Genomic DNA, 24,752 nt, shown 5'->3' on the forward strand with positions numbered 1-24,752 from the left:
GAGGTTGAACAATATGAACTTGTCCATTATTAATAAAATATTTATATCATTAATCTTCATTTTCCTTCATATAAGAAACTAAAGTTAAAACTTAACTTATACAAGAAGCTAACTTAATTTCCTTTAGGCTTTTGAAGATGAATAAATTAAACTTTCCTTTTAGAAGCTTGTGTCTTCTTCCAAAAGTTCTTCTGTTTTTGTCATTACTACATCCACAATTTCTTCATTTTCTTGTATTGCTTCTTCAATATGATTTTTATTTTCTTGCAGAATTTCTTTCATAGAATCTCTATTTTCTTTTATAATTTCTCCCATAGATTCTTCAAGGGATTCTTTATTCTTTATAATATCTTCTTTTACAGGTTTTCTTTTATCTTTTATAACTTCGCCCGAGGTCTCCCTATTTTCTTCTATAGCTGCTCCCCCAAGTGCTTCGTTTATAACTGCTTTTGCTATTGGTAAATTGTATTTCACCCTAATTAGATTTTCTATTTCAAGAGCTACCTCAGGATTATCCTTTAAATACAATTTTGAATTCTCTCTACCTTGACCCAGTCTTGTCTGTTTATAGGAAAACCATGCTCCACCCTTTTGAACTATCTCTTCATTTACAGCTAAATCTATCAAGCTTCCCTCTTTTGAGATACCTTCATTGTACATTATGTCAAATTCAGCCCTTTTAAAAGGTGGCGCAACTTTATTCTTTGTTACTTTTACTCTAGTTCTGTTCCCAAGAAAATTTTCACCAACTTTTATAGTGTCAAATTTTCTTATATCCAACCTAATGGAGGAATAAAATTTAAGAGCTCGTCCACCTGATGTTGTTTCAGGATTACCAAACATAATACCCACTTTTTCTCTTAATTGATTTATAAATATTACAACACATTTTGATTTGTTAATTACTGCAGTAAGCTTTCTTAAAGCCTGAGACATGAGTCTCGCTTGCAGACCAATATGTGAATCCCCCATCTCACCTTCTATTTCAGCTCTTGGAACAAGTGCTGCCACGGAATCAATGACAATTACATCTATGGCATTTGATCTTACAAGAGCTTCTGTTATTTCTAAGGCTTGTTCTCCAGTATCTGGTTGAGTAACTAGTAAGTCCTCAATATTAACTCCCAACTTTTTTGCGTAAGATGGATCTAAGGCATGCTCAGCATCAACGAAAGCTGCTGCACCGCCTCTTTTTTGGGCTTCTGCCACGATGTGTAGTGCAACCGTTGTTTTTCCAGAAGACTCAGGCCCATATACTTCTATTATTCTACCTTTTGGTACTCCACCAACTCCTAAAGCTATGTCTAACGCCAGACATCCAGTTGGTATCACTTCTATATCCATTATTTTGTTTGCACCAAGCTTCATAATAGAACCTTTTCCAAATTGTTTTTCTATTTGTTTCATGGCCGCATCTATTGCTGCAACTCTTTCATCCGTCATATTCATTATTCTTAGTCTCCTTCTAAAAATTTTTATAAATTCTAGTTATTTTCGCTTATAGCTATGAGACTCATGACCTTTTCATATATTTCTTCAAAAGTAGTGTTGAAGGACATTGCCAGTTCAGCGAACAATATATTTTCAACATAAGTCAAAAGATAATTATCTGTCTTATGAAACTTCCTTCCATTACATTCTGCTTTGTATTTTTTTCTCATCAATGTATTGACAACCTTAGCAATTTCTTTTCGATTACCTTGCGTTACCACCTCAGGGCGCTTCATCTGTCCCATAAACTGCCTTGCATAAGATGACAAGGACTCCATATATCGTCTCTGACCGTCTGCATAAATGGTATCAAAGGCTAGAGAGGACTTACCTGATCCACTTAACCCAGTTAGGACAACCAATTTATTCTTTGGAATACCTATATCAATGTTTTTTAAGTTATGTTCTGAGGCTCCCCTAATTCGCATGTACTGGGTCTCTGCCATTGATATCAATCCTTTCTCTTTTTGTACTTTAGAATCTACACTGTACTTTTGTAAATTTACAAATTAAACTTCCTCTATAATAGGCTTCTTTTTCACAGTTTTTCTTACTGCTTTTTTCTTTACTGGCTCGGCTTTTACCATTCTTTCCTTTATTTCAGCCTCTTTACGTTCTTTTACTTCACGTTCAAACTCAATGATTTCTTGCTTTACTCGCAACTCTTCCAATACATCTTCCATAACTGCTTCATTTGTTGCTTTCAGATATTTTTCAAAGGCTTCTGGATATAAAAACGTTTTAATTCCAACTTCACCGGGAAATTGTATGCAGATCTTGTTACTATTTACTTCAGTAATAATCCCTTCACCAAACACTCTGTGTTCCACATTCTCATTTACAATATTCATTAAAAATACCTCCTCTAAACTATTTCAGATTTAACATTAATATTTCTACTTGCCAGAGTTGATTTTAATTATTGCTCTAAATAACTTTAAGTAAACGTTTACATATTCACCTATACAAAAACTAAATATACTACTCATGATTAATCTAATTCATTTTTCTTCTGAAGCTCTAAATTCTCATTCCCTATATATGTTATAACAGTTTTTCCTTCTTTCCAAGGCATAAAGCCGTCATAATACTTTTTAGCGATATGGATTTGAGTTGATATATCTAAGTTTGATAAACGCTCATAGGCATATTGTAAAGATTCACTATCTTCTTCATTTGTTCGTTTAAAGGCACATTCTACACCATGACAATTATATGCAGTTAGCCGAGTGCATCTTCCCCTTTCCGATCTAGCACAACAATCTGAAAGCCTACTCAAATCAGATATTCTGTATCTCGACACACTATTCCCCCCCCTTTCTAATTAAACAAAAATAATAGGAGTTCTTCTTGATTCTATCACAAAAAAATTGGCTGATGTAAGTAAAACTTTTTGTACAGGAGAACTTTTTTACTTAATATTGCGCCTGTTGGTGTCGAAAAAATGAAGATTAAATATCAATAAAGGGAAGTATTCAATTTACTTCCCTTTATTTTTTCTATTATATTTTTCTATTATATTTTTCTATTTTCTATTTTCTATTTTCTATTTTCTATTTTCTATTTTCTATTTTCTAAGCATGATAAACTCTCACCTATTTTAATACATTAGATAACCTACCTATATTTTCAATAGAAACCACAACTTCATCGCCAGATTTTAGCCATTGCTGTGACCCTTCCGAATAACCTAAAATTACTCCACTTGGTGTTCCAGTGAAAATAATATCTCCTGGTTTTAAGGTCATATAATTTGAAATATAGCTCACAATTTTAGCACAGTTAAAGATCATATCACTGGTGTTGCTTAACTGTCGAAGTTCCCCATTTACTCTGCAACTAATTTCTAGATTGCTAAAATCAAGTTCATCAGCTGTAACTAAATATGGACCAATTGGTGCAAACTTGTCACAAGTCTTACCCAGAAGCCATTGTGCACTGCGGAATTGAAGGTCTCTTGCACTTAAATCATTTCCAATGGTGTAACCAAAAATATATGAAGCTGCTTCTTCCTCTGAAATATTAGCTGCTTCCTTTCCAATAACAATAACTAATTCTGCCTCATAATCAAATTTCTCAGCTGCTTTTGGAAGTGTAATAGTTTCATTATGAGCAGCCAAGGCATTGTTAAATTTACTGAAGATTACTGGTGAAGTAGGGATATCTTTGTTACACTCCTTAGCATGACTTATATAATTCAAACCGACACAAAGGATTTTTTCTGGATTAAGTATGCAGGGTGCATAAGTAATATTTTCTTCACGTAGAATTTCCACATCTTTTTTCATCAATTCAATAAGTTGTAATCTGCCCACTTCCCCACTCGAAATTACATCTTCCATTGTGTTTGGTGCTTCAAGAAGATAATCATTGGCAGCTTGCTCAACGTCAATTATCCCTTTTTTACATTTAATTCCTAATTTAATTTTTCCATCTAGTTTGAAATTTACAAACTTCATATTTCTATCCCCTTTTACTCACTATTCCTACAAAGATTCTTGATAGGAAGTATCTAATCCGTATGGGCCCATTTATCCTATTTTTTTATCTAACCATATCTTTATAAGTATTTTTAACACCAAATTTAACGGGCGCAATTTTGCACTGGTTAAATTAACCTTATAAAAATTATTCTAAACATATATATAACTTCTATACTTTAAATACTAACACTTTCAAATTCTTAGTGAATTTATCATTTCTTATTTTATTTTCTACCCTTGTATCTAAATTCCTTCTACCTTAATAGCCTTTATTTTTTATAACTCTGGCAAATTCTCGTGCCATTCTTAAATCTTCATCATTTTGTCTCCCCTTATTTAATCCACCAAAATATTTTGTGAAACTATAATCCATAAAGCCTCTACATGCAAATTCCTCAATTACATTAAATCCTTTTTCACTTAAACTTTTTCTTAGTTCTTTATGAATTGAAGTTATTATAAACACACCAATGTGAAACCATATTATATATGTGAATTCAATGTATAACATAATAGAATATAGCATTTAAAATATTGTTTGCTTTGGAGAATTCTTCTAAACATTTCTAATTTAAAAATGAAAAGAGAGCCTAATTACCATCAGCTCTCTTCTTTAAAGATTTTCCTATATATATGCTTATCTACATCATTACTAAGTTAACACTTTTCATTAATACAATAGATTTTTCTAATCTATTAATATGCTTCAGCAAAAAGCGTGCTATGACCTGATTGATTGCCTGATAAATAAAGATGGGTGGTATTTTCAAACTCAATAGCCATATGCGATGGTGGAAAATATCCCCCCGACTCCTTACTGAGTCTAAGCAAATCCCCACCAACCACTCTTTCAACTTCAGGCAATACATAATGTTTTTCTATGGACCCACCACTTATGATTGCATCTGCTTCTGGAACATCATCAACTAGGAGTATTCCTTCAGTACCATCAATTCCACCAAATTCAAAAGTTATGGCAGAGGCCTTAATGCAATTTTTCTCTGCACACTGTATAGTGAGCATGCCATCAACAGCCGCATTTCCTCCACCTTCCCAGGCCATGACAAGCCCGTTGGCATTCAGAAATTTTGCCAGTTTTACGTTAAAGTTTGCACATCTTTCCTTATGCCAATTGGTTGGGTTGTGACTTCTGCAGAATATTACACCTCGGAAGTTCAAGGTTTTTCCATGATTTTTGTATAATTCCATAACTATAGGATGATTGGTATGGAGATAAGTTGGCACTTTAAAGGCGGGCCATACATAGTTTCCACTCACAATGCAACCATCCAAAAGCTCATTTGGATGCAACAAGGTTGGCACAAGATTATCAATACTTTCACCATATAAAAAGGTGTTTGCATATGGTCCCTGATTCTGACATTGCCATACAAGAACTACATTAGGAAGTTCAGGATTCATCTCATCAATGCTATAACAAACACTTTCATCCGGTACCATATGCTTTGTTAGTGATGCTATAAAGTTAGAAATCTTAATTGCAATAATGCGTATATCATTATCATACTCTAAAGACGATTTATTCTTTGCAAGCTTATATAGAATTACAAGGTTCAAGGTCTCACTAAAAGGTGTAAAGCCTGCAATGGGCCCATCCATATCCATGATGGCATCACGGGGATAAAGTAACCCGCTACTTGCGCTTGACTCATCCCAAGGCAAGGCTGCGCTTTCCATCACAGTAAGTCCTTTAAGTATATTTGTAGTACCGTCTCCAACTGTAACTGGACTTCCGAAAAAACCAGAATACTGCATGCCGTTACCCTCTATCTTATACATGGGTTGAAGGGTATCAAGGAGATGAATAATACGAGTGTTTTCACCAGGTTTAACTATTTCAAAGTCAATATCCTCTACTGCTTTGAATAGGGTTTTCACTTGTTCTTTCAATTCCCCTTTTGAAATTGTAACAATACCTTCTGAGAGGAAAGTTTTATCACCCCACAATATATCCTTTATATTAAAATACTGTCTTGTAAGTTTCACGTCCTATCCCTCCCTGCTTTCATCAACTTCGAATATAGTAGGACCTGGTACATCCTGAGTTATTGCATACAGTGCCTTTATTAATATTTTGCGTCTGTATGCTTTTTCTCTTTCTATAGGAAGTTCAGGATTACCAACAGGTGACGTAAAATCACCACCAAACACTATTCTATTGGCTCCTACATTTAGGGCTATAGAAGTGAATGCAGTTATATGTGCATTGGGAAGACCCTCTCTATCCATTTCCTTTGCTATGGTTGCACAGCAACGCGTGCAGGTTCCTCATGTAGAGGTTAGGATTGCGGCACTAACTCCTGCATTTTTTAATTCAGCTACTATTTTTCTTCCCATATCCTTACTGCTTTCAATATTTGTGCCAACTCCACAGGTTGTGAAGAAATATTTATATACTCCACCTATTACTCCTTCTTTTTCAAGCTCTCTCATCTCATCAAGAGGTATAAGCCTATGTGGATCACTTGTTGCAAAAGTAGTATCATACCCTCCGTGGATAGACTCATATACCCCTTTGTTTAAAGAGTTTACACCTTCCATATCATATCTTCCATAAGTAACAGCAAATGCCTGTTTTATTTTATCCGGATTACCTGTTGGCACAAGACCTCCAGTTGTAACTAACGCAATAGTTGCATCTTTAAGTTCTGTTATTTTGGGAGCTGGCGACACTACTTCGAAGCCCCTTAGTGGTATTTCTGTAATATACTTCTTATTATTAAGCTTGCTTAGCAATATATCCACTACTCTTCTAGCTCCAATTTTTTCATGATATTCATTATATCTATGGCCAGTCCTTAGGTAACCTTCAAATCTTGATGGGCCTATAGCTTCTTTCCTTGCAAGTTTCAAAGCAAGTCTTGCGAGAATCGGTAGAGATTTTGACATACCTGCAGCTGTTTCACTTGTGGAAACAATATAATTATCCTTCACATACATATCTACCGCAGGATTCTCATGCCACATAGCTGTTACACTTGGTATTCCTAGATCCTTCTTTACATAGTCACATAACTTAGCACATGCAACTCCATAGCGACCGGCATTAAAGGCTGGTCCCGCGATAAACACATCAGGTTTCTCTTTTTCTATAATCTCCTTGATATCTAGGATGACACCTTGAAAGTTATCGTCATTATTTATAAAATTGTCTCCACAAACAATTATTTTTACAACTTCCATCTCACCATTCCAGAGCTTCTCCAGACCTATTGCAGGACCTTTCTTTTCCTCTAAAATACTGAGACCTACATCTGCCATAGTTTCTCCACCGAGCCCTGCATAGAATTGGTTTATATAATGTACTGCTTTGAGCACAGTCAAAAAGACCACTCCTTTCAATAACTTTTCTACTTCTTAAATTGCGTTACTCTTATACCTGTGGTATGTTGCCATCAATCATATTAACAAATACAGTCTTTGATATCATATATTTTTGGATGCCAGCCACACCGATTCCACTTTCCTTCCATCCTGTACCTGGGGATTCTATCATTCCTTTACTGAAATAGGTATTAACGTAGATTTGTCCTCCTTTTATCTTCTCTGAAACTCTAAGAGCTCGTTTAATATTTGTTGAGAACACAGCTCCAGCTAGTCCGTATTTTGTTCCATTTGCAATTTGGATTGCCTCTTCTTCTGTTTCAAAAGGTGTTATACACAAAACAGGACCGAAGATCTCCTCCTGAAATATTGTCATATTGGGTGTTACATCAGCAAAAATTGTTGGTGGCACAAAATTACCTTTTAAAAGTTCAACATCCTTATATGGCTCTGCCCCCATGACTACCCTTGCTCCCTCTGATTTTCCTTTTTCAATATAGTCCCAAACATTTCTTGCATGCTCTTTTGATATTAAAGTGCTGAAATTAACACCCTTCTCATAATCAAAACCGTTGCCAGGCACAAACTTCTCACATTCTACTTTTAACTTATTTATAAACTCTTCATAAATATTCTTATGAAGTATAAGTCTTGTTCCCGATACACAGACCTGTCCAGAGTTCAGAGTAAATCCAAATCTTGCCCATTTCACCACTTCATCCACATTCACATCATCAAAAATGATGTTTGGACTTTTCCCTCCTAGCTCCAAGGCAATGTCCTTCACTGTATCTTTTGATCTACCAATAATTTGCTTTCCTACTTCTGTTCCTCCAGTCATGGACACCATATCAACTAGTGGGCTCATTACAAGTTCATCCCCAACTTCACTACCTGAACCTGTAACCACATTCACTACCCCTGGAGGAAAACCAGCTTCATGAAATACCTCGGCAAGTAATAGCATACTGAGTGAAGCCCAAGAAGATGGCTTTATCACAACTGTATTACCAGCTGCAAGTATTGCGCACACCTTTTGACACCCCATCATAAGGGGGCCATTCCAAGGAAGTATTTCACCAACAACTCCACAAGGCTGCCAAAGCACGTAATTTAAGTGCCCAGCTTCGCAGGGAACAACCTTTCCTTCAATACAACGAGCTCTACCTGCAAAGTATTCAAAAGCATCTATACCCATCTGTACTTCGTAATACAAGGCACTCGTGTATAGCTTTCCGCATTCTAAAGTTTCAATGGTTGCAAATTCTTCAACTCTTTTTGAAAGAATTTGACCGGCTTTGACAAGTAATTTGCTTCTTTCTTTAGCTGACATTTGACTCCATGTTCCTTCATCATATGCTCGTCGAGCAGCAAGTATAGCTTTTCTTACATCCCTAATCCCACCTTTATAGGCTGTTGCAAAGGGCTGGTTATTTACTGGATTAATAATCTCAAAGGTGTTTCCTGATTCTGAAGCTATAAACTCACCATTGATATATAACTTGTAGGGCTCCTTCTTTACAAACAATAATGGGTTCAAACAATATTCCCCCTTTTTTAATATTAATTTCACGCAAAGATGGAAAATCAAATATTCTATATATAAATTAATTGCAATTGTAGTTATTCATTCAAGTGTATAACAAACTCTATTTCCGAAAATTCACAACTTTTCTATGTTTGTCCTAATCCACAAAAATGCTTGAGCAAAAGCCATAGCTTCCATTTAATGAGTTCTGTTTATTATGAAAGTAACTCTAACTTAAAAATTTATCTATGGTACTATTTAGATAAATTCATTGTGACTCCTTGATACTTTCTTTAAAAATCAGATTTCTAGATATTTTAAATTTGGTCCAGATATGCTCTGATTGATTCTATGTCTAAATTGACTTGTGCCTTCACTTCATCAAGGTTGTTGAATTTTTTCACACCTCTGATGTACGCGTGAGTTTCAAGAGCAATTGTTTTATCGTACAAGTCACCTGAATAATCAAGAAGGAAAGTCTCAATTGTTACATAATTATAGCTGTCCACTGAAGGACGTCTACCAATATTAGTGAGTCCCTTTACATTTTTTCCATCAATTTCTGAAAGTGTTCCGTAAACTCCGAAAGTAGGTAGTTGCTTAAACTCGCTAAAACCTAAATTTGCTGTAGGCATACCCACAGTTCTACCAAGTGCCTTCCCATGCATAACCTTTCCCATAAGTAAATATGGTGCTCCCAGCAGTTCATTAGCCTTTTGGAGATTTCCATCTTCAAGTGCCTTTGTAATACGTCTCGAGGTAACAGCCTCACCATCGTTAAGTACTGTGTCACATTCCACAAGTGTATAATCATATTTTTTCGCACATTGACGTAACGTATTGATGTTATGGTTGTCTGCGCCCACAACTATAACCTTTGCACCCAACTTATCCACCAAAATTTCCTTAATGTACTGCTCCATTGTAGTGTTTTTGTTTTCCTCTTGAATTTTGTATGAAATCATAACTTCAGGGCCATTTTTACTCAAAATATATTGCTTTTCTTCCTCTGTAGAAAGAATCTTTTTCTCATTTAACAATGTTTCATCATAGTGAAAGCTCAAAATAACGGAAGTAAATCCCTGTGTTGATGTTTCAATTAATTTGCTTATAACTGCACGGTGACCCATATGTACACCGTCAAAACTTCCAAAAGCAACGCAGGTATTTCTCATATTAAAATCATTTCCAATAATATATCTCACAGAAAATCAACTCCATTCCCATACTTAGTCATTCTGCCATGCAGTTTACCCACATGGCAGAATTAAAGAGTCATATTTAGGGGATAAATAAAACTAATTTACATTTCCAAATGTTTATCTAATTAGCTTTCTTAGTGCCCATGAAATAAAAGATCATACCAATTAAGAAATAGCCAGCTGTCCATGCCCAAAGCTGCCAACCACCATTAAGAATCCCAGGGATGTATGCAGCAATAATTACAATTAAAGTTACAATTGGAAGAAGATTTCCTCCTGGAGCCCTGAAGTGATTTTGAACTGATGGGTTTTTCTTTCGAGCTGCAATAATTGTGAGACAAACAATTGCAACAACAATTGCATTACATAGTGAACCTAGGTTTACGATTAAATTTGTGAAATCTGGGAAAGCCGATATTACTCCAACTATGATAATAACAACTATTTGTGCATTAACTGGAACACCTGTTTTTTCATTGTTCTTTGCAAGGAATTTAGGAAGTATTCCACTTTCAGCAGAGGCTTGAAGTGCACGAGCTGAGAGAGTCATAACTACAAGGATTGTTGTCATAAGTGCCAAAACTGCTGAAATAGAGATAAGCTTTGTAAGCCAAGTAATCGTAGCTAGTTTTGTAAAAGCTGCTGCATAAAGTGGAATATATGCCATGCCTGGATTCTTTTGTAAGAACTCAGAAGTAACAAGACCAAGTACTGAAACCATAACTAAAACGTAAAGAGTAACAACAATTAGCATAGCGATGGTCATAGCCTTTGGAACTGTCTTACTTGGGTCTTTAATCTCACCTACCATAAATGAAACAGCTACTATTGATCCGTATGCAACCATTGCTATAGGAATAGCACTCATGAAACCAAATGTACCTTCAGCACCCTGTGTGAAGAATGGCGTTAATAAGCTTCCATCCCATTGGCCGCTAAAAAGTGCAACAACAATGAATATAATCATTGTGCCAGCAAGACCAAATGTCATAATTGTGTTAGCCTTACCTGTTATAGCAATATTAACTAGGTTTAAGAGTCCGCAGATAACAACTGTAGCAATTGCAATAGGAACTTGATATTCACCAAAAGCTGGAAATCCAACCCCTAGATAAATACTGACATAAATTGCTGAAAAAGCAGCTCCTGCCCAACAGCCAAAGAGGTAAGCCCAGGTTGAAATCCATCCCCAGAGACGTCCTTGCTTTTCATTTTTACCAAGTGATCTTGCAGGAAATACAAATATGCCTCCTGAATGTGGATAAATAGTAGAAAGTTCAGCTGTTTGTAGACCATATGCAAATAAAATTACAGCTGCAATAACCCAAGATAATATTGAAGCAGGACCCGCGTTGAGAATTGTCATTCCTGAAAGAGAAAAAATTGCACTACCTATCATTCCGCCAATTAGAATAGTTGAGCTGTCTAGTAAACCAAGTTTGCCATTTTCATTGTTTAACATAAAATCTCTCCTCTCTTCTTTGAAAATTCTATGATTCCAGTGTTTTACTTACAGTAACAACCTGATGTCCATTTCTGTATTTGAGTTAAAACTATCTGTCATGGCAAATTTACTTCATTTATTCCTTAGTACATTGTTTCAATTACTGGCACGAGTTCCCTAGCAATGCTATCCACATCTATTGTACTTTCTATGTGTAAGTTGTATATTTCCAATCTCTTTAACTTTTGTAATCACCTTAAGTCCCTTATCTCATATTTATATATATAAAACCCCTACATCTTTACAATGATGCGGTATGTTTTTGGATCTACTGCACGCTGAAATGCGTACTGAATATTTTCCATGGGTACAACTTCTGATATAAGTTCAGATGGATCTATCATCTTGTTAGAAAGTAGCTTTGTTGCCGCTAAAAAATCACGGGTATTAGGATTTACAGCTCCTGTAATATTCATTTCTGTAGAGTGAACTCTATTGACGTTTAACTCAATAGGTTTATCTGGATGGAAGGATGAGTACATTACCACACGGCCAAGCTTCCCTGCCATCTGAATACTTTCTTCAGCTAACTTTGGGAGTGCTGCAGTGCAAAATACAATATCTGCTCCTCTACCTTCTGTAAGTTCTTTAACTTTCTCTATTGCATCTACCTCTTTAGAGTTAAGAAGAATGTCAGCACCCATTTTTTTTGCAACATCAAGGCGGTGTTCATCAACTTCACAAGCAATAACCCTTGCCCCTCTCATTTTTGCCAATTGGATATGGAAGGCTCCCATGATTCCAACACCGATTACCACAACGTCATTACCAAGTTCAATATTTGCATTATTTATGCTGTGTACGCAACATGCCAAGGGTTCAGATAGTGCTGCGAAGGTCAAATCCAAATCATCAGCCATTTTATAAAGAGCCTTTGCCTCAAGAAGCATGTATTCAGCAAAGCCTCCTGGTCCTCCTATGCCCTCATGGATATTTGCCTTAAAAGAAATAATACATTGGTTTTCGTGACCGTTTCTACAATAATAGCACTCGCCGCAACTTGTAAGCATTCTTGTTGCAACCTTATCTCCTATATTTAAACTTTTTACTTTACTTCCCACTGCAACCACTGTTCCTGCAGCCTCATGACCTCCCGCGAAAGGATATCGCTTCATAACACCATTAAATATCCTTTGTTCTAATGTACAAATAGCACAACTGTCCACTTTAACAAGAACTTGGCTTCCCTCAGGTTGTTTTAAATCTTTTTCAACGAACTCTATTTTTTTCTCATCAGAAATAATTGCTACCTTATATTTGTTACTCATAATACCCCTCCTAGAACTTTTTATTTAGCTCTTTAAGTGCTGCCTCTACACTACAATCCTCATGAATAAGTCTTGCTATGGCACTGGCAAATCTAGCTGGGTTCTCATGATTCCAAATGTTTCTTCCCATTGCTATGCCTGCGCCACCTGCTCTTAGTGCATCTTTGATATCAGTTAGAAGTTTTTCTTCCGCTACCTTTTTGCTTCCACCTAATATAACAACGGGCACATATACACTTTCACATAATTCCTTAAAAGTTTCAGGATCACCAGTGTATTCAGTTTTTATAATGTCAGCTCCCATTTCAGCTCCCATACGGCAAGCGAAGGTGATATTTTCTGGGGTTCTTGAGTCTGCTCCCCCTTCAAATCCTCTTGGAAGCATCTCAGCTGTTAATGGAATTCCCCATTTATTACAATCAAGAATATTTCTTGATAAGTCCGCCAATATTTGATCTTCCCATTTCGAACCTGGAAATCCCATGCTGATTACAGAATCTGCTCCTAAACGTATTGCATCTTCAACACCTACTACACTTTGAAGTGGCTTGTCTTTAGATCCTAAAAATGAACAGGACCCATCAAGTCTTAGAATAATGCCCTTGCCATGAAAATCCTCTGCAAATTTTTCTGCAAGTCCAACAGTAGCTAAAAAAGCATCTGCCCCAGCTCTTGCCACCTCACTGATAATTTTACCTGGATACTTCATACCAGGAAGAACATTAAATCCATTACCGTGATCCATTGCCATAATGAAAGTTTTCTTATCCTCTCTGAATATGTGATTTAAACGATGTATTTTGTTTGTCATGTTGAACTATCTCCTTTCCTCTCTGTGTCCTTATAATTTGAAAATTTATAAATATCTTAAGGCATCCTTGTGCCACGTTACCCCTATGCCCCAATCATAAACTTTTTAAAGTTAACTTATTAAATGTTACATTTGTACAGTATATGAACTTTTGTAACCCGATATGACTTATGTAATATTATTTTTGTAATAATATTACATTTGTAATAATATTTTTAATACATAACTAGGTTTTAGCTGCTAGTTGAATTAACTATATTATTTTAAAGAGAAGAACCTGTGAGCATTTGTAACACATTATAGTAACAAAGTATGAAAACTTATGAAAATAAAAGAATTGTAGTACTTTAACTAGTTTGGAGAGGAGGATTGATGAGAATATAAGTCATGTGTACAAGTAGATATTGTGGTTTATAATGATTCGTAAGCATATTTATATTTACTATACACAAATATTAGTAGGTGTTATAATATAAATGGAATATTTAACAAATAATGGTAGGTGATGTTGTGCAAGAGGCAAATACAAAAAATGAGTACACAAAAATTGCATATTACTATTACAAGCTGGGAATGACCCAGGATGATATAGCAAAAAAGATGTCCATGTCTCGTCAAAGAGTTAATAGAATTCTTAAAAAGTGTCTAGACACTGGAATTGTGAAAATTGTTATACAGGATTATGAGCATGAAAATGTAGAATTAGAAGTACAATTGGAAACACTCTTGGGGCTCAATGAAATAATTATTGCTAATACTACCGATGGTGAAATTAATGAATCCATTGGAGCAGCAGCTTCTTCTTATCTTGAACGTGTTTTGAAAGCAAATGATATAATCGGCTTCTCCAGAGGTAGGGCATTGTCTTCCCTGGTAAGTAATTTACAACCTATAGAAAGAATAAATCTTACAGTAACGCAGCTTGTTGGCGGACTTAATGCTGAGGAAGCACACATTAATTCAGATTACATTGTAAGACACTCATCAGAAATCTTAAATGCAAAACCCTGTTTCATGTATGCTCCTATTATTTTAGAGAATAAGAAACTCCGTGATTCTTTGATGAAAGAAGGCTTTTTTTCCAATGTGTACGATACCATGAAAGCCTGCACTATTGCAATGGTTGGTATTGGTGACATGTCAGTGAATTCCGCCTTTGTTAAGAAAAAATATATATCCAAGACAGAGCGTGATATTTTACAGACTGAGAATGCAGTGGGTGAGATTTGTACTCATTATTTCGATATTAAGGGAAAAATAATTGATAGTGGTCTAAACGATAGAGTTCTTGCCATAGATTTAGACAGTTTCAAAAAGATTCCCATCCGTATTGGTGTAAGCAGTGGTCCTGAGAAGCTTTCTGCAATCATTGGAGCTGCGCGAGGTGGACTAATAAATGTACTTATCACTGACTTAGAAACAGCACTTGAATTATCCAAAATGCTGTAGATTTTATAATTCTTAGACGATCCTTGATGATGAAGATATATGACCATTTTGTAATTCAGTATTCTTTGAATGCTATGGGCTAAGCCTTCTATTACCTTATTTAAAGACTTGAATAAATTAAAAAGAGACTAAGAATTTCATTCTTAGTCTGCTTTTTAACTCTTTTCCTCTTCTTCATAGCAAATAATAGGAGTTCCCTCCTCTATATTTTCATATATTTTTTTAGCTAAATACAGTGGAGAATTTATGCACCCATGGGATCCTCTGCTTTTATATATCTCTCCTCCAAAGGAATATCTCCAACTTGCATCGTGGATTCCTATATTTCCATTAAAAGGCATCCAATATGTTACTTCAGCTTCATAATCTGCTCCTCTTAAAGTTGATCCCTTTTCTTTATAATTAAGCATATACACTCCAAGTTTAGTACCGCGACCTCTATTTGGATTTCCTGTTACTACAGAACCTTGAACTATAAGCTTTCCATTTTTATAAAACCACAAATGTTGCTTTGTTATATTAATTTCCACATAAGTTTTACCTATGTCGTTTTTTTCCCTAGACACAGCCCTTTGAGTATATATTGGCTCTTTTTCAAGGACTTTACCCTGTTTTATATTTTCTAATAATGCTTTTGCTTCTGCAGAGCAATTTATTTTCCAACCATAAAATCCGCCATTTACTTCTACTATTTTACCTGTAGAAGTTTTAATTTCTCTAGGGATACCAACAGTATCATATTTTTTACTAAGTCCTAGCACATATTCAAAAACTGACTTTTCATTTAATGTTACTTCTAAATCTTCATCAACGCTAAGCCACTGATTTATAATATTTCCATCTAATATTTCATTTACATTACCGAAGATGTAAGTTATTTTTGTTTTTACATACTCATTTAATAAATTCTTGGTCTCAGAAGTTTTATCCGAATCCAAAGTGTACTTTGGATTTTCATAACATCGATTTTCATTTAAATCTAATTTTGTTTCTCCTTTTAATATACTTTTTTCTACCGTAGCCTTTAATTTATCTTTATACAACTTATTTCCATATACTTCTTCAGTAACTTCATAGAAACCATTTGAGTACTTAAAGCTTACACTTTGTGGCTCTATAATATCTTCATTTAAACATTTTAATTCATTTATTTTATTTTCTAAATTATCACTATTATAAACATATAAATCATGCACAAAATATTTTTGTTCCCTTAACAGTGAACTTATCCATTTAAATGAGTTTTGCATTTTATAAACTTTGGCAATACTATTTCTTTCATTGAAGTCCATTTCTATATCTTGTCCTATTATTTCTTCTATTTCATCGTTTCTCTCTATTAACTGCAATCTGTAATCTTTACCATAACTTCTAAATTTATTATCTACTTCATCATGTGCTTTTAAGGACACCTCTACCCCATTTATTACTGTATTAAAAAAGAAATGATTGGCAAAGTATATTGAGATAAGTAAATATGCTAGTACAATTGAAGCTATTGAAATAATAATATTTCCTGTAATTTGGTTTTTAAAAAGCTTTTTTGCATTGATATTTTTCATATAGATATTACCTTTCATCAAAAATACATTTTTTAGAATAATAAGGAACTTAACCAAGTTTAACAACCGCGAAAAAGATTTAACTTCCACAAAAGTTCATACTTCTCTTTTGGATTCTTCTCTTTTGGATTCTTTTCTATGGAGTATAAGAGAAATATCTTTCCAAAAGGTTGTGAAAAACAATCACTAATTTATAATATGTTTGCATTTCTCACTTTAAAACTTAATGGTATATAGTAGTATTAATTTTTTAATCATAAGTTGTTTCTATTATTTTTCTTCCCTGCACTGCTTAAAAATTAAACCATTTAGTTTTATAAATTAGATCTTACCTCAGTACCTTTAATTTTTTCACTGGATATTGGTTAAAATAACATCAATATTACACTTAGCTTCAGATTCTTAGAATAAGGAGATATTTTATATGGATTTTTTGCAAGGTCAGGAAACACTTACAGCCCTTCAATGGGTTTATCGTGCAATTGTTGCTTATTTCTTTTTGGTCATTGTTGCAAGAGTCTTAGGTCAGCGCACCATATCCCAATTAAGACTCCTTGATTTTGTTATTGCCTTAGTGATTGGGAATATTATTGCTCATCCCTTGTCTGATGAAAATCTTGGGATGGAAGGCTCCATGATATCAACGGTTGTATTAGTTGTCCTTTATATTATTAGTATTTTTAGTATTCTTCAATTTCCATCTGTAAGAAAACTTATTAATAGCTCACCAATCACCATAGTCCAAGATGGAGAGATTCTTTATAAGGGATTAAAAAAGGCAAGAATATCAATTGATGTTTTACTAGAAGAATTACGTGAAGAAAAAGTGGAGGATGTAAAGAAGGTTGCTTTAGCAATTTGGGAAGCTGACGGAAAGATTTCAGTTTTTTTACATCCAAAATACGAACCCATCACCCCTTCCTTCTACCAAATGGAAACAGAACCATTTAGTTTGCCTAGTGCCGTAATTAAGGACGGTAAAATTAATTTTGAGGAATTAACCCAAATTCAAAAGGATGAGAACTGGATTATTTCTAATTTGAAGAATTCATATCAAACTGAAGTGAAAAATGTTCTCCTTGCAACTGTTGATAGTAAAGGAAATCTAAAAGTTTTTTTATATAAGTAATATCTTAAAGCCCAAAACAATTTGCTTAAATAAAAAGAACTTCAATTCCTTTATTTTGGAAAAAACATACCAGTTTACAGTGAATTTTTATTCATAATGAAAATTTAGTATGACTTTCACATCTTTTTCCTATAAGCTATCTTTTTATGCCACAAAAAAGATAAGCTCAAACCACATAAAAAAATCCAGCTAAACAAGGTGCTTAGTTGGATTCTCTTTATTTTATAGTTATACCTGGATTTTTACTCTCCTCATCTGAAACAACGGATATACCGTAGATCTTTGTTGCCTCTTTAACCCTTGATTGAAGATAGGGGACCATTGGATAAGTTATTCCATCATACCGTGTTCTTACAAAAACATTACTCTCTTCACCACTATCAACCATTGTTATAATATCCCTATACCCATTAGTCCTTTCATCACTTATAATGAGAGGCTTTTTAATAAGTATAATTTTTGATAACAATTTATATTGTCCATGTTCAACTTTAAAAATTGCTGCTTGACATGCTCCAGTTATTTTACAACAAACACTACTACCAACAAGATATGCAAAAATTTCTGGAACACCATCATCATTAAGATCTACTTTATTATAATAATATCTAATACCTTTTTCATTTAAAACATATTCTTTTCTTATTGCTTCTTCAAGGTTTATATCCCTTTCAGTTTCCGAATATATAGGCTTCACATCAGAAATATCTATACTTGATGTTTTATTTTCTTGCTTCTCTTGATTTTCTCCAATTATATTATTTGCATTAAACTCCCGATGGCTAGTATCCTTTTCATAATCATAGATTTTAACAAGCCTATTATTTACATAATTATATATATAGTGAAAAGGCACCGACTTCAGCTCTCCTGAATCTATGCAGATAATAATATTCACTATGCTATGGTTCATTGTTTGCAACTCAATTCTCGAATTGTAGCCATAATTAAATCCTAATCCAACAGTACAATATCTGTTAGTTTTAGAATCATAAACTACAAGTCTTATATCATGTGCAAAATTTCTTGCAATAAAATTATCTCTTTTCCCAATTAAATATATATCATCTTCAATATTATCACCATTGATGTCCATATGTTTGTAGTCTAATATATAAAAATCATCACTATAGGGTATTTTATGTGTTTTATAACGGAATTCCTCATATCCCATATAATTACTCCTCTAAATATTGCTTCTAATAACATACTATGCCATAAGAAAAATATCGATTCAAAACACGGAATTTATTTTCTCTTAATTAGAAAAATCATATCCGTGAGTTGCCTTATTAGCTTCCCTTTTTAATATTGCGGTGATTACTGAAGGCACTCCAATACCATTTAATATTTATTAACACACTTTTCATGCAAATGACCTGATCCCTACTCCTTTTCAGTAATAAACATTGAAGTAACGACTTTTACCTCCGGATACTTGCTATTTTGCTCCTCAATGAAGCTTCCAGTTTTATTCTTTAAAAAAGCATCGAAAAAATTAAGGGTATATGAGTTCACAATAGAATCAGCTCTTTTAGTATCACTCTTCCCCGTTGCTCCAAAGATTTTGAAAATCGGTGAAAAGAATTGTACGTCAGTGAAGTTCAAATGCTCCAAATTTTCAATATACACTATTTGTCCCCCATTATCAGCCACTTTCCTCATATGTTCGATTTCGACTTTCTTATCTTGTATTTCTTTATCTTTCCATTCCCTTGTAGTTCCCATTTTCTTAAGCTCTTCATCAGTATACACATAGTTATTCATAATAGTTTTTAGTTTTTGAAATCCGCTTTCTGAAAAAACGAATGAAAATGGTTTATTTGCGCCCATTTTATCATTCAAAAGGTATAACCCTCCATCCAAATTTATACCTACTGTAATTCTTGGATCATAGGAAGAATCATATGCTGTAGCTCCACCAATTGAATGTCCAAATACACCTATATGTTCCAAATCAAACTTTCCTTTTAGACTACTTTGAATTTCCCCAGAATTCATTAATTCAAACTGGTCGAGAGCAAAAGTCACATCATCAGTTAAAACCTTTCCTACTTTGTCACGATTACCTGTTTCAGTGTCATAATCATTTTCAGCTGAAAAATATTTATTGGTTTCACAGGCAGTTATTCGTCCATCTGGAAATACTGTTGCAAATGTGTTATAGGTATGATCGATGACTGCAACTATATAACCCTGACTAGCTAGATTCTCAGCTTGCGACGTATGAAGAATTCTAGATGACCCAAAGCCAGGATTAACAACGATTAGAGGATATGAACTCTGTACAGAAGAGATATCAGCATCTTTATAGGAATGGCTAAGAACGTACTTTAGATGTTCAAATGTAAATCCTGGAAGCCCATAATTTTTTGCCATTGGCTTCATGATTTTAGTATCAGGTATAAATGGAGCTGGTTTTCCACTGGTATTTTCTGCTGGGTACCATACTTGGATCATCAGCTCTCTCTTACTCTTTGCAGTGTCTAAAAAAGCTTCCTCCCTTTCTCTATCTATGAAATGAAAGGCTTGGGTTCCAACCTTAAAATCTCCCGTTGGTATTGGTAGTTTAAATATAGGAAATACATACATTAAAACTGCGGTGATAACCATAGACATAACTATAATAATTCTCCCAGGCAACCTCATAACATGTAAACCCTGTGGAATCACAGATGTTTTATGATTGTAAATGAATGAACAAATTAACATGAATATGGTGAAACAATATGGAAACAGAAGCTGTAACCTATATCCTTCAACCACCAAATGGATAATAAGGAAAATAAAACTTACTCCACTTGTAATGAGCAACGTAGATTTACGGATACTACTTTTTAAGAAAAATATTGTTATAAATAAACCTAAATTTGATAAGAACAGTAACATTTCAAAAGGTCTCATTTTCAATCCTCCATATAAAAACATTTTAGAATTTGAACTTAGAAACTAGTTTCCAAGTTCACTCTTATTATATAAAACATAGCTTCCTGACACCATTTCATTTGCCTTACAAAACTATACAGATTCCTTACACTTTTGTCACATAACAAAAAAAGTAACAACGGGCTTTTAAAACTTTGCATTTTTATGCAAAGCCTTCTACTATTTGTAATTCTGTGGCAATTCTAGCTTATACATACTAAATGATAGAATATTTGGTTGCGTAAAACTCAAAAAAAAGAAAAAGTGCTCTACCCATCAGGATAAGCACCTTCTCTTTTTTACTATTCATTAATCTAAATATCATCTAAAGGTTATTATTAATCACACCTAGGGTGAAATGGCTAAAAGTGTATAAAATAGGGGGACTATTTTATGCATTAACTTTATTCTGATTTATAACCATTATCACCATAATACCCAACCCTACTATGAGGAATGCTACTCCTACTATATAGAAGTATTGTAAAAAGGGGGAGTTTGTACCGGCAATTTCAAATATACCCTTTAAAAAACTAGCAATAGTAAGTGTTGCTATTCCTGAATTATGAATATTTAAAAACCCTCGGTATCCTTCAAATCTGATAATATGAGGCATAAACTTTTCAATTATGAAATAAATCAGAGCACCGCCAATCAAGGGGTATAAAAACATCCAAGTCATTGCTTTTGAATCTACTCCATGACTAAAAATGCCATAGACTTTATCTATAACTACAGCCGTTACTGACAATATCAAATAAGTTACAATTGTTTTTCTAAGCTGTTTTTCATTATTTCTCTTATTAATATCCAAAATAGACAATGTCGCTCACCTTTCTTTCTCCAATGGTTTTACCACTTGTAGGTTTATTTATAATTTCTCCATTAAAGTACATGGTTGAGGATCCGCCTCCATCTAGATTATATGCTACACTGCAACCTCTTTCCTTCAACTCCTCTGCAAGTTGTAGAAGGGAAAGTCCCTCACTTTCGCTAGTACGCCCATCGGATACAATTACAATATAGTGAAGAGGATCAATCTGACCAATTGCAGTTCTAGGATTACTTGACATTGATTTCCCCACTTCACTAGAGCTATCTACAACAATTTTATCATCTACCACAAGGCCAGGGCCAAAGGATAAAACCTGCCATGCATCATTGTCACTTAAGGAATCTAAACTTGTGTCACCTTCTGAAACAACGGAAAAGTTACCTTCCTTGTCTATAATCAAAGCATCATTATCTCCGCTTCTTGCCGTGTCCCTGTAAGTTACACCATTTCGCAGTACATATCCGCCATCTCTAAATCCGTAGTAATCTCCGTTTATGGCAAATACAGCCTTGTTTTCCTCTGCCATGTCAGAAGTTGTTGCGGTTATATTTCGGCCATAAGTATTATTTGCAAAAGCTGTTTTTAGATATGATGCATTCGAAACTTGAATATCAGCCACGTAGATGTTTGAGTCATGATTGCGAACTGTTTCAATGTTAATTTTAATATTCTCATCTTCATAGGATTTGCTTGTAACAACCGCCTCCGACTGAACAATAGAGTTTACTGAGGTTTCTTCCTCCGCTTTTGTGGTTGTTGAGCCTGAAGATGCTGTGGATGACTCTTTTGAAGGTACTGCTTCTGCTGAAATATTAGTTATTGATTTAGGCAGCACAAAGGTATCCAGTAGTGTGAAACTAATAGCCCCTGTCAGTATAATAGAGTAAATAGCTGCCCATCTATAGGGCCTAGCTAGTATTTTTTTCATTTGGTTTCATCCTTTCATTTTGAAGAGTTAGAAGAACTATTTTTAAATAAAGTTACGGGTAGAAATACATTTTCAAGTAAAATTCTTAGAAATGTACCTAAATATGCAAAACCATCCATAAATTTATAACTCATTGCTCAATATTATTGTCCTTCTCGTATAAACTTCTACTTAACAAATACAAACTTTCTTTGAGACCAGTAACTGAAGAAGAAGATTGTTATTTCAGTTAAGACTTTGGCTAAAAATAAGGAAAAACCTATAACACTGTAATACATACCAATTACTCCATAATTTAAAAACATCATGAAAGCTGCTAGTATGAAATATCTAGGTAAAGAAGTTTTGATGGAGTCATCCTTAAATTTTGAAAATACATAAAACTTATTTACTGTATAGTTAAACACGGCACTGCAAATTCTTGCTCCTACTACTGATAAAAATAAATTTGAAGTTAAGAGTTGTATTACTCCTAGAAGCGTAAAATCAAGTACCCCAGACAAAAGAGAAGACATACTAAATTTAATGATAGGTAGGTATACCCTGAGAGAGTCCTTTAAAGGATGAAAATGTGAGGATTTATTTTCTTCCAAGTACACTGTGTCTATATCAATCTCATAAAAGCTGTAACCTGCTGGCACAGTGTCTAAAAGCATATTCATTTCATATTCAAATCTGTCACCCTTAATCTCACAAAGCCAAGGAAGCATTTCCATTGAAAATCCACGAAGACCAGTTTGCGTATCATAAACCTTAGCACCACTGGTAAAGGAGAATATGGACCTTGTAATGCTGTTTCCAAAACGACTACGAAATGGAACTTCCCCTACAAAACGTCTAGTTCCAAGGACTACAGTATTATTGTGATTTTTTATAGACTCAGCAATTTTCACAATATCCTTAGGTAAATGCTGACCATCACAGTCTGCTGTAACAACTCCTATAGCTTCTTTAGTTTCTTCTATATATTTAAAGCCAGTTTTTAAGGCTGCTCCCTTTCCCCTGTTTTTCTTATGAGTTAAAACAGTACATCCAAGAGTTGAAACAGCATCAAAAATATGTCTATGTTCCTGTCCACTTCCATCATCTACAACTACAATGTCATATTCACAGATAGATGTTAAATCTTTTATTAGGTTAATTAATTTTTCGCTTGGTTCATATGCTGGAATTAAAATTACCATAGATTTACCCTCCTTAATTTCTAATCTATAGGGAACCAAAGTTAGAACTTAATTCGTCCAGGGGCCAACTTTGGTTCCTTTAAGACTTTTAAGAATGAATTAAACATTCACCTTGGAAGCCACCATTACTTTATTTTATAAAACCAACCTTAAACACACCTTAAATGAAAGAATATATAAACTCATGACATAAAAAAAATCCCCTCAAACAATATGTCTGAGGGAAAATAAAGCTCACTTTAATATTTAGTTAGCTTCTTGAAAGTTTTTTAGATGTCCCTTACAAAGGGTATACTTTAATCTTAAGTTAGATTATTCTTTTATTTTAGATATGTATGGATTTTTGCTCACATCATCTGAGACAACTGGTATACCTTGAAGTTTTGCCCTTTTCAATTCTTGGTTGAAGCTTGGGGATCATTAAATAGTTTTTCCCATCATACCTTATATGTTGTTTCAAAAATGACTTTCACATTTCTGTATCATTCTGTATTAATTTTCATCAGCACCTTCTTTTGTTCACTAATAATTCTTCTTATACTTTTATCCGAAAGATAGTATTCCTGAGCTAAATCTAAAATTGCAGTACCTTCTATATATTTTAGATAAATTTCTTCATTTCTTCTTTTTAGAGTGTCTCTTGAGCCACTCTGTTCTCCCCATTTCTTTTGTTCTTCCTCTTTTCTAGGTATATATAAATATTCACCATCAACATATTCTTGAATAATTTTTAAAATATCCTCAGGTAAAACATTGTTTGCATTAATATATTTCATATCTTTACTCCTCCAAAAATTTATTTTTGTTGAAGCAAAGACCAAAAAAACTGTTGCAAAGCTATGTTTGCAACAGTTTCCATTCTTACATAAAGGAAAAAATTTATGAAATCATCTATTAAATCACCTAATGCTGAAAAATTGCACACTAAATGAAGTCCTTTTTAAGGTTAATTAAAAAAGAACTTAACAAAGCCATATAATTCAACATCAGCTATTTTAACAAAATAATCTCCAAGCAAAGCATAGCCGATTTAGCTCTTATGGCCTTCGCAAGGAGTTGTTTTTAATCCTAAGTCATTTTTGCAAATCATAATATTTTCCCTTTCATA

At 34.0% G+C, this 24,752-nt stretch carries 20 protein-coding genes and 2 pseudogenes; 2 read left to right on the forward strand and 20 right to left on the reverse strand.

From position 1 onward, the window contains the following. Nucleotides 1-447: 447 nt before the first annotated feature. From recA to RR409_RS02055, 13 genes and pseudogenes are all read right to left on the reverse strand, one after another. Nucleotides 448-1,449 (reverse strand): annotated as a pseudogene (gene recA / locus RR409_RS01995) (recombinase RecA); the annotation flags it as partial. A gap of 260 nt (nucleotides 1,450-1,709) precedes the next feature. Beyond that, nucleotides 1,710-1,937, reverse strand: a pseudogene (locus RR409_RS02000) (hypothetical protein); the annotation flags it as partial. A gap of 63 nt (nucleotides 1,938-2,000) precedes the next feature. Next, nucleotides 2,001-2,342 carry a hypothetical protein gene (locus RR409_RS02005; RefSeq protein WP_332556047.1) on the reverse strand — a complete coding sequence of 114 codons (342 nt, stop codon included), beginning with the start codon at nucleotides 2,340-2,342 and terminating at the stop codon, nucleotides 2,001-2,003. A gap of 140 nt (nucleotides 2,343-2,482) precedes the next feature. Further along, entirely contained in the window at nucleotides 2,483-2,794 is a 312-nt protein-coding gene (locus RR409_RS02010; protein ID WP_332556048.1) for a hypothetical protein, read from the reverse strand. 292 nt (nucleotides 2,795-3,086) lie between these two features. After that, a complete protein-coding gene (locus tag RR409_RS02015) occupies nucleotides 3,087-3,950 on the reverse strand; it encodes a fumarylacetoacetate hydrolase family protein (RefSeq protein ID WP_332556049.1) in 864 nt (287 codons plus the stop codon). A gap of 283 nt (nucleotides 3,951-4,233) precedes the next feature. Then, nucleotides 4,234-4,440, reverse strand: a complete 207-nt coding sequence (locus tag RR409_RS02020; RefSeq protein ID WP_332556050.1) for a hypothetical protein — start codon at nucleotides 4,438-4,440, stop codon at nucleotides 4,234-4,236. A 230-nt stretch (nucleotides 4,441-4,670) separates the two neighbouring features. Then, nucleotides 4,671-5,981 (reverse strand): glycine/sarcosine/betaine reductase component B subunit, encoded by a 1,311-nt coding sequence (locus RR409_RS02025; RefSeq protein WP_332556051.1) that lies wholly within the window; start codon nucleotides 5,979-5,981, stop codon nucleotides 4,671-4,673. Nucleotides 5,982-5,984: 3 nt separating this feature from the next. After that, nucleotides 5,985-7,313: a glycine/betaine/sarcosine/D-proline family reductase selenoprotein B gene (locus tag RR409_RS02030; RefSeq protein WP_332556204.1), complete on the reverse strand. Its 1,329-nt coding sequence runs from the start codon at nucleotides 7,311-7,313 to the stop codon at nucleotides 5,985-5,987. Between the two features lie 55 nt (nucleotides 7,314-7,368). Beyond that, nucleotides 7,369-8,859 carry an aldehyde dehydrogenase family protein gene (locus tag RR409_RS02035; RefSeq protein ID WP_332556052.1) on the reverse strand — a complete coding sequence of 497 codons (1,491 nt, stop codon included), beginning with the start codon at nucleotides 8,857-8,859 and terminating at the stop codon, nucleotides 7,369-7,371. Nucleotides 8,860-9,164: 305 nt separating this feature from the next. Beyond that, nucleotides 9,165-10,052, reverse strand: a complete 888-nt coding sequence (ribF, locus tag RR409_RS02040; RefSeq protein WP_332556053.1) for a riboflavin biosynthesis protein RibF — start codon at nucleotides 10,050-10,052, stop codon at nucleotides 9,165-9,167. A 118-nt stretch (nucleotides 10,053-10,170) separates the two neighbouring features. After that, on the reverse strand, nucleotides 10,171-11,511 hold the full coding sequence (locus tag RR409_RS02045) for an APC family permease (RefSeq protein ID WP_332556054.1): 1,341 nt from the start codon (nucleotides 11,509-11,511) through the stop codon (nucleotides 10,171-10,173). A gap of 275 nt (nucleotides 11,512-11,786) precedes the next feature. Continuing rightward, nucleotides 11,787-12,821 carry an alcohol dehydrogenase catalytic domain-containing protein gene (locus tag RR409_RS02050; protein WP_332556055.1) on the reverse strand — a complete coding sequence of 345 codons (1,035 nt, stop codon included), beginning with the start codon at nucleotides 12,819-12,821 and terminating at the stop codon, nucleotides 11,787-11,789. A 10-nt stretch (nucleotides 12,822-12,831) separates the two neighbouring features. Then, nucleotides 12,832-13,632, reverse strand: coding sequence for an aldolase (locus RR409_RS02055; protein WP_332556056.1), 801 nt, complete (start codon nucleotides 13,630-13,632; stop codon nucleotides 12,832-12,834). A gap of 510 nt (nucleotides 13,633-14,142) precedes the next feature. Between RR409_RS02055 and RR409_RS02060 the strand changes: the two genes are divergently transcribed. Beyond that, nucleotides 14,143-15,081, forward strand: coding sequence for a sugar-binding transcriptional regulator (locus RR409_RS02060; protein ID WP_332556057.1), 939 nt, complete (start codon nucleotides 14,143-14,145; stop codon nucleotides 15,079-15,081). 155 nt (nucleotides 15,082-15,236) lie between these two features. On the opposite strand, the gene RR409_RS02065 is transcribed toward RR409_RS02060, so the two are convergent. Beyond that, nucleotides 15,237-16,643 (reverse strand): peptidoglycan binding domain-containing protein, encoded by a 1,407-nt coding sequence (locus RR409_RS02065; protein ID WP_332556058.1) that lies wholly within the window; start codon nucleotides 16,641-16,643, stop codon nucleotides 15,237-15,239. Between the two features lie 424 nt (nucleotides 16,644-17,067). Between RR409_RS02065 and RR409_RS02070 the strand changes: the two genes are divergently transcribed. Beyond that, on the forward strand, nucleotides 17,068-17,772 hold the full coding sequence (locus RR409_RS02070) for a DUF421 domain-containing protein (RefSeq protein WP_332556059.1): 705 nt from the start codon (nucleotides 17,068-17,070) through the stop codon (nucleotides 17,770-17,772). Nucleotides 17,773-17,989: 217 nt separating this feature from the next. Here RR409_RS02070 and RR409_RS02075 read toward each other — a convergent pair whose 3' ends face one another. The 6 genes from RR409_RS02075 to RR409_RS02100 all read right to left on the reverse strand — a co-directional run bounded on the left by RR409_RS02075 (nucleotide 17,990) and on the right by RR409_RS02100 (nucleotide 24,420). Next, complete coding sequence (locus tag RR409_RS02075) at nucleotides 17,990-18,946, reverse strand: hypothetical protein (protein ID WP_332556060.1); 957 nt, start codon at nucleotides 18,944-18,946, stop codon at nucleotides 17,990-17,992. 212 nt (nucleotides 18,947-19,158) lie between these two features. Further along, the gene (locus RR409_RS02080) at nucleotides 19,159-20,676 is read right to left on the reverse strand and encodes a hypothetical protein (RefSeq protein ID WP_332556061.1); all 1,518 of its coding nucleotides are present in this window, start codon (nucleotides 20,674-20,676) and stop codon (nucleotides 19,159-19,161) included. Between the two features lie 412 nt (nucleotides 20,677-21,088). Beyond that, the gene (locus RR409_RS02085) at nucleotides 21,089-21,520 is read right to left on the reverse strand and encodes a hypothetical protein (protein ID WP_332556062.1); all 432 of its coding nucleotides are present in this window, start codon (nucleotides 21,518-21,520) and stop codon (nucleotides 21,089-21,091) included. Continuing rightward, entirely contained in the window at nucleotides 21,501-22,460 is a 960-nt protein-coding gene (locus RR409_RS02090; protein ID WP_332556063.1) for a phosphodiester glycosidase family protein, read from the reverse strand. The genes RR409_RS02085 and RR409_RS02090 overlap by 20 nt, the downstream gene beginning before the upstream one ends. Nucleotides 22,461-22,627: 167 nt before the next feature. Then, nucleotides 22,628-23,644, reverse strand: a complete 1,017-nt coding sequence (locus RR409_RS02095) for a bifunctional glycosyltransferase family 2/GtrA family protein (protein WP_332556064.1) — start codon at nucleotides 23,642-23,644, stop codon at nucleotides 22,628-22,630. Nucleotides 23,645-24,126: 482 nt separating this feature from the next. After that, nucleotides 24,127-24,420, reverse strand: coding sequence for a CD3324 family protein (locus RR409_RS02100; RefSeq protein ID WP_332556065.1), 294 nt, complete (start codon nucleotides 24,418-24,420; stop codon nucleotides 24,127-24,129). Nucleotides 24,421-24,752: the final 332 nt, after the last annotated feature.

Source organism: Clostridium sp. (assembly GCF_036642255.1).
Lineage (GTDB): Bacteria > Bacillota > Clostridia > Clostridiales > Clostridiaceae > Clostridium_J.

Bases quoted from the DNA above. Each gene is read 5' to 3' on its own strand.
- RR409_RS02050 (WP_332556055.1), bottom strand. From the start codon at position 12,821: ATGAGTAACAAATATAAGGTAGCAATTATTTCTGATGAGAAAAAAATA.
- RR409_RS02095 (WP_332556064.1), bottom strand. From the start codon at position 23,644: ATGGTAATTTTAATTCCAGCATATGAACCAAGCGAAAAATTAATTAAC.
- RR409_RS02045 (WP_332556054.1), bottom strand. From the start codon at position 11,511: ATGTTAAACAATGAAAATGGCAAACTTGGTTTACTAGACAGCTCAACT.
- RR409_RS02055 (WP_332556056.1), bottom strand. From the start codon at position 13,632: ATGACAAACAAAATACATCGTTTAAATCACATATTCAGAGAGGATAAG.
- RR409_RS02075 (WP_332556060.1), bottom strand. From the start codon at position 18,946: ATGGGATATGAGGAATTCCGTTATAAAACACATAAAATACCCTATAGT.
- RR409_RS02080 (WP_332556061.1), bottom strand. From the start codon at position 20,676: ATGAGACCTTTTGAAATGTTACTGTTCTTATCAAATTTAGGTTTATTT.
- RR409_RS02015 (WP_332556049.1), bottom strand. From the start codon at position 3,950: ATGAAGTTTGTAAATTTCAAACTAGATGGAAAAATTAAATTAGGAATT.
- RR409_RS02005 (WP_332556047.1), bottom strand. From the start codon at position 2,342: ATGAATATTGTAAATGAGAATGTGGAACACAGAGTGTTTGGTGAAGGG.
- RR409_RS02065 (WP_332556058.1), bottom strand. From the start codon at position 16,643: ATGAAAAATATCAATGCAAAAAAGCTTTTTAAAAACCAAATTACAGGA.
- RR409_RS02100 (WP_332556065.1), bottom strand. From the start codon at position 24,420: ATGAAATATATTAATGCAAACAATGTTTTACCTGAGGATATTTTAAAA.
- RR409_RS02070 (WP_332556059.1), top strand. From the start codon at position 17,068: ATGGATTTTTTGCAAGGTCAGGAAACACTTACAGCCCTTCAATGGGTT.
- RR409_RS02090 (WP_332556063.1), bottom strand. From the start codon at position 22,460: ATGAAAAAAATACTAGCTAGGCCCTATAGATGGGCAGCTATTTACTCT.